Origin of the sequence: Synechococcus sp. BA-120 BA3 (genome assembly GCF_034931285.1) — a bacterium.
Lineage (GTDB): Bacteria > Cyanobacteriota > Cyanobacteriia > PCC-6307 > Cyanobiaceae > Cyanobium.
On record NZ_JAYGHZ010000356.1, the window covers coordinates 1 to 5,381 of the forward strand.

Sequence of the window (5,381 nt, forward strand, 5' to 3'; positions counted from 1 at the left end):
CGGCAGCGGAGGCCGACGCCGCCGACCCCAGCCTCGGCGCCTTCGATGACACCTTCACCTGGTCGGCGGAGGTGCTGGCGGCCCAGGGGCGCAGCGTCGATGACGTCTCCCTGGAGGAGATCGACTGGCTGGGCCGGCTGCGGCGCGGCCTTGAGAAAACCCGCAAGGGTTTCGTCACCCAGCTGCTGGAGAACCTCGGCGACGACCCCCTCACCCCGGCGGTGCTCGACGACCTTGAGTCCACCCTGCTGCGGGCTGACGTGGGCGTGAAGGCCACCGACCAGGTGCTCGAAGCCCTACGCCGCCGTCTCAACGAGGAGGTGGTCGACCCGGCCGAGGGCCTGCGCTTCCTCAAGGAGCAGCTGCGCGGCCTGCTGGACGAGCCGATCCGCGCCGGCGGCACCGCCCTGCTGGCACCCCAGCGCGATCGGCTCAACGTCTGGCTGCTGGTCGGCGTCAACGGGGTCGGCAAGACCACCACCCTCGGCAAGCTGGCCAACCTGGCGGTCCGCAGCGGTTACAGCTGCCTGATCGCCGCCGCCGACACCTTCCGGGCCGCGGCGGTGCAGCAGGTGAGCGTTTGGGGCGACCGCAGCGGTGTGGCCGTGGTTGCCAATCCCAGCGCCAATGCCGACCCGGCGGCCGTCGTCTACGACGCCATCGGCGCCGCCCGCTCCAAGGGCACCGAGCTGGTGCTGGTGGACACGGCTGGCCGGCTGCAGACCAAGCACAACCTGATGGAGGAACTGGGCAAGGTCCGTCGCACCATCACCAAGCTGGCGCCGGAGGCGGCGGTGGAATCGCTGCTGGTGCTCGATGCCAGCCAGGGCCAGAACGGCCTGCGCCAGGCCATGGCCTTCGCCAGTGCCGCCGGTCTCACGGGTGTGGTGCTCACCAAGCTGGACGGCAGCGCCCGCGGCGGCGTCGCCCTGGCGGTGGCCTCCGAGGCGGGGCTGCCGATCCGCTTCATCGGCGCCGGCGAGGGCATCCGCGACCTGCGGCCCTTCAACAGCTTCGAGTTCGTCGAGGCCCTGCTCGCCTCCTGAGGCCCTGCCCGCCTCCTGAAGCCGCCTGCCGCTGCTACCTTGCGTGTCCTTTGCGGCCGCTCGGTGAGCAGCCTGCCGCCCCCGCAGCCCCACCCCACCCCCGCCACGGCGTCCCGTCCCGCTCAGGGGTTGTCCGTGGCGGCTTCGCTGCGGCAGCTTCTGGACAGCCTCGGCCGGGAGCAGCGCCGCAACCTGGAGCTGCTGGCGTCCCTCTCCTTCGCCCTGCGCAGCTACACCAACCTCAAGCGCTTCCTCGAACTGGTGCCCCTGGTGGCCGCGCGGCTGGTGGAGGCTGAGGGCAGCCTGCTGGTGGTGTTCCATGCCGATGGTCGGCTCTGGCGCGAGCAGCTCCAGGCCACCCCCGGCGAGCGCAGCGCCGAGGTGCTGCGCCAGCTGGCCGCCCTGCCCGATGGCCAGCTCCAGAACCAGGAGGGCGACGAGGCCGTCGCGGTGCTGCTCGACCCCCTGATCCAGCGCCTGCTCGGCGCCCACCAGGTGTTCGCCACCTCCGTGGTGGCCCGCAGCCGCCAGCGGGGCAGGCTCTACGTGTTCAGCGACCGGCGCGGCTTCAGCTGGAGCGACGTGCGTCGCCGGCACCTGCAGCTGGTGGCCGACCTCACCGGTGTGGCCCTGGAGAACGAGCTGCTGCAGCAGGACCGGCGCCGCCATGAGCGGCTCGACCGCCAGCTGAGCATCGGTGCCGAGGTCCAGTCCCAGCTGCTGCCCGACCACTGCCCCGTGATCGACGGCGTCGAGCTGGCGGCCCTCTGCCGCCCCGCCTTTCAGGTGGGCGGCGACTACTACGACTTCATCCCCACCCAGCCCCAGCTCACCGGCCACCGCCGCGAGCAGGCCCCCTGGGCGCTGGTGATGGGCGATGTCATGGGCAAGGGGGTGCCGGCCGGCCTGCTGATGACCCTGCTGCGGGGCATGCTGCGGGCCGAGGTGCTCAGCGGACTGCCGCCCGACCGCATCCTCCACGACCTCAACCAGCTGGCCCAGGAGGACCTGGCCCACTCGCACCGCTTCGTCACCCTCTTCTATTCCGACTACGACCCCCGCACCCGCCTGCTGCGCTATGCCAACGCGGCCCACAATCCGCCCCTGGTCTGGCGGCGCCAGTCGGGCCGGGTGGAGCGGCTCGACACCCCCGGCCTGCTGATCGGCCTGCAGAGCGAGGCGGAGTACGGCTGCGGCGAGCTGCAGCTGGAGCCCGGCGACGTCATCCTCTACTACACCGATGGCGTCACCGAGGCCAGCGGCTTCAGCGGTGAGCGCTTCGACGAGGAGCGGCTGGTGAAGGCCTTCCAGGGCGCCTGCCGGGCGGCCCACGAGGCCCAGGCGATCCTGGATCGGCTGTTCGATCGCCTCGACCGTTTCGTCGGCAGCGACCGCCGCCTCGAGGACGATGCCTCGATGGTGGTGCTGAAGGTGCGGGACGGGGTGGTGCTGCCCTGCCTGCCCCCCACCTGAGACGAATGGCAAGCTGAGGGGCTGAGCGGAATGCCCTGATGGTCGCCGACCCCTCCCCCAACACCTGGAGCGATCGCTTCGAGCAGGGTCTGCATCCGGCGATCGAGCGGTTCAACGCCTCGATCGGTTTCGACATCGCCCTGCTCCAGGAGGATCTCGACGGCTCCGTCGCCCACGCCCGCATGCTGGGCCGCTGCGGGGTGATCAGCGAGCCGGAGGCGGAGCGCCTGATCGAAGGGCTCGAAGCCATCCGGGCCGAAGCGGCCGCCGGGCGGTTCACGCCGGGCCTGGAGGCGGAGGACGTCCATTTCGCCGTGGAGCGGCGCCTGATCGAGCTCCTCGGCCCCCTCGGCAAGAAGCTGCACACCGGCCGCAGCCGCAACGACCAGGTGGGCACCGACCTGCGCCTGTGGCTGCGGCGCCGGATCGATGCCATCGACGCCGCCCTGGTGCGCTTCGAGCGGGCCCTGCTGGTGCGGGCCGAAGCCCACCCCGACACCCTGATCCCCGGCTACACCCACCTGCAGCGGGCCCAGCCGGTCTGCCTGGCCCACCACCTGCTGGCCTACGTCGAGATGGCCGAGCGCGACCGCCAGCGCCTGGCCGACGTGCGCCGCCGCGTCAACATCTGCCCCCTCGGGGCGGCGGCCCTGGCGGGGACGCCGGTGCCGATCGACCGCCGCCAGACCGCCGCCGAGCTGGGCTTTGAGGCGATCTACGCCAACAGCCTCGATGCGGTGAGCGACCGGGACTTCGCCGTCGAGACGATGGCGGCCCTGTCCCTGGTGATGGCTCATCTCAGCCGCCTGGCGGAGGAGGTGATTCTCTGGGCCAGCGAGGAGTTCGGCTTCGTGGGGCTCACCGACCGCTGCGCCACTGGCAGCAGCCTGATGCCCCAGAAGAAAAACCCCGATGTGCCCGAACTGGTGCGCGGCAAGAGCGGCCGGGTCTTCGGCCACCTGATGGGGCTGCTGACGATGATCAAGGGTCTGCCCCTCGCCTACAACAAGGATTTCCAGGAGGACAAGGAGGCCCTTTTCGACGGGGTGCGCACCTGCCTTGATTGCCTGGAGGCGATGGCCGTGCTCTTCGAGGAGGGGCTCGACTTCCGCCCCGCCCGGCTGGAGGCCGCCGTGGCCGCCGATTACTCCAATGCCACCGATGTGGCCGACTATCTGGTGGCCCGCGGCGTGCCGTTCCGGGAGGCCTACCAGCTGGTGGGTGGGCTGGTGAAGGCCTGCCTGCTGGAGCAACGGCTGCTGGCGGATCTGCCCCTGGAGCGCTGGCAGCAGCTCCATCCCGCCTTCGAGGCGGACATCCACGCGGTGATCGCCCCGCGCCAGGTGGTGGCGGCCCGCCGCAGTGAGGGCGGCACGGGCTTCGAGCGGGTGGCCGAGCAGCTGCGCCTGGCACGGGAGCGCCTCGATCGCACCCCCTGAGCTCCCCCGTCGGGCGTTGGAATCGCGGGTCTACGTCTAATCTTGGGGGGTCTCGGGCGCCCGCGCGCCCCATCGGTTCCCCCTCATCGGTCAGTGAGTATTTTCGTCGGCAATCTTCCCTTCCGCGCCGAGCAGGAAGACGTGGCTGAACTGTTCGCGCCCTTCGGCGAAGTGGTCAACTGTTCCCTGCCGCTGGAGCGTGACACGGGCCGCAAGCGCGGCTTCGCCTTCATCGAGATGGCCGACGCCGACACCGAGACCCGGGCCATCGATGCCCTGCCGGGCGCCGAGCTGGTTGGCGTAGGAAAAACTGTCTTCCAGCAGCTTCATCACGGGGATGACACCGGACGACTGGTTCTCGATGCCCTTGATGGCCGCGCCGTGCTCGCGGATGTTGGTCAGCATCAAGGCGACGCCGCCGCCGCGCTTGCTCAGCTGCAGCGCCGAGTTGATGCCGCGCCCGATGGACTCCATGTTGTCCTCGATGCGCAGCAGGAAGCAGGAGATCAACTCGCCCCGCTGCGCCTTGCCCGCGTTGAGGAAGGTGGGTGTCGCCGGCTGGAAGCGCCCGGCAAGGATCTCGTGCATCAACCGCACGGCGAGCGCCTCGTCGCCGCGCGCCAGGGTCAGCGCCACCATCACGACACGGTCCTCGAGACGCTCGAGATATCGCTTTCCGTCGCGGGTCTTCAACGTGTAGCTGGTGTAGTACTTGAAGGCGCCGAGGAAGGTCGGGAACCGGAACCTGACCGCATAGGCCTCGTCCCAGATCCGGCGCAGGAACGCAGGCTCGTAGCCGTCGAGGACATGGGCCTCGTAATAGCCCTCCTCGACCAGATAGCGCAGCTTCTCCTCCAACGAGTGGAAGAACACGGTGTTCTGGTTGACGTGCTGGAGAAAATACTGGCGCGCGGCCATGCGGTCGGCATCGAACCGGATGCGTCCCTGCTCGTCGTAGAGGTTCAGCATCGCGTTCAGGGCGTGATAGTCGAGCCCCTGCCATTCGGCGGGCACGGCCTTCGCGGGAGCGGCGTCGCTCACGTCGCGGTCGAGAGTTGCGTTTTCCAAAACCTGTCCAGTCCTTCCCTGACCCGGTCGAGATCGCTCGCCGTTCCGGCCAATTCGAAGCGATAGAGCAACGGCACGCCGCACTTGCGGGCGATCACGTCACCGGCCAGCGCGTAGAGCGCGCCGAAGTTGCGGTTGCCCGACGCGATGACGCCGCGAAGATGCCCGCGGGCGTCCGCGTCGTTCAGGAAGCGGATCACCTGCTTGTGGACGGCGCCGCGCCCCTCGCCGTCGGCATAGGTCGGGGTGACCAGGACGAACGGCGCGTCCGGCATGGGCATGGGATCGGCCGGCGACACGGGGATGCGCTCGGCCGCAAGTCCCAGGGCACGGACGAACCGGTCCGTATTGCCCG

Annotated in this window: 4 protein-coding genes and 2 pseudogenes; 4 read left to right on the forward strand and 2 right to left on the reverse strand. The window is 70.1% G+C overall.

Annotated elements, in window-relative coordinates; genetic code table 11:
* The 4 genes and pseudogenes from ftsY to VB737_RS14655 form a co-directional block, all read left to right on the forward strand.
* Positions 1–1,046 (forward strand): signal recognition particle-docking protein FtsY (gene ftsY / locus VB737_RS14640; protein ID WP_500314043.1); only part of this gene is annotated, 1,046 nt, incomplete at its 5' end.
* A 63-nt stretch (positions 1,047–1,109) separates the two neighbouring features.
* A complete protein-coding gene (locus tag VB737_RS14645; protein WP_500314045.1) occupies positions 1,110–2,519 on the forward strand; it encodes a PP2C family protein-serine/threonine phosphatase in 1,410 nt (469 codons plus the stop codon).
* 38 nt (positions 2,520–2,557) lie between these two features.
* On the forward strand, positions 2,558–3,958 hold the full coding sequence (gene argH / locus VB737_RS14650) for an argininosuccinate lyase (RefSeq protein WP_500314046.1): 1,401 nt from the start codon (positions 2,558–2,560) through the stop codon (positions 3,956–3,958).
* Between the two features lie 93 nt (positions 3,959–4,051).
* Positions 4,052–4,258 (forward strand): annotated as a pseudogene (locus VB737_RS14655) (RNA recognition motif domain-containing protein); the annotation flags it as partial.
* A 33-nt stretch (positions 4,259–4,291) separates the two neighbouring features.
* Here VB737_RS14655 and VB737_RS14660 read toward each other — a convergent pair.
* Positions 4,292–5,110, reverse strand: a pseudogene (locus VB737_RS14660) (ribonucleotide reductase N-terminal alpha domain-containing protein); the annotation flags it as partial.
* The coding region (gene nrdI, locus VB737_RS14665; protein ID WP_500314048.1) for a class Ib ribonucleoside-diphosphate reductase assembly flavoprotein NrdI at positions 4,996–5,381 on the reverse strand (386 nt) is incomplete at its 5' end. The gene nrdI and the pseudogene VB737_RS14660, both read right to left, overlap by 115 nt.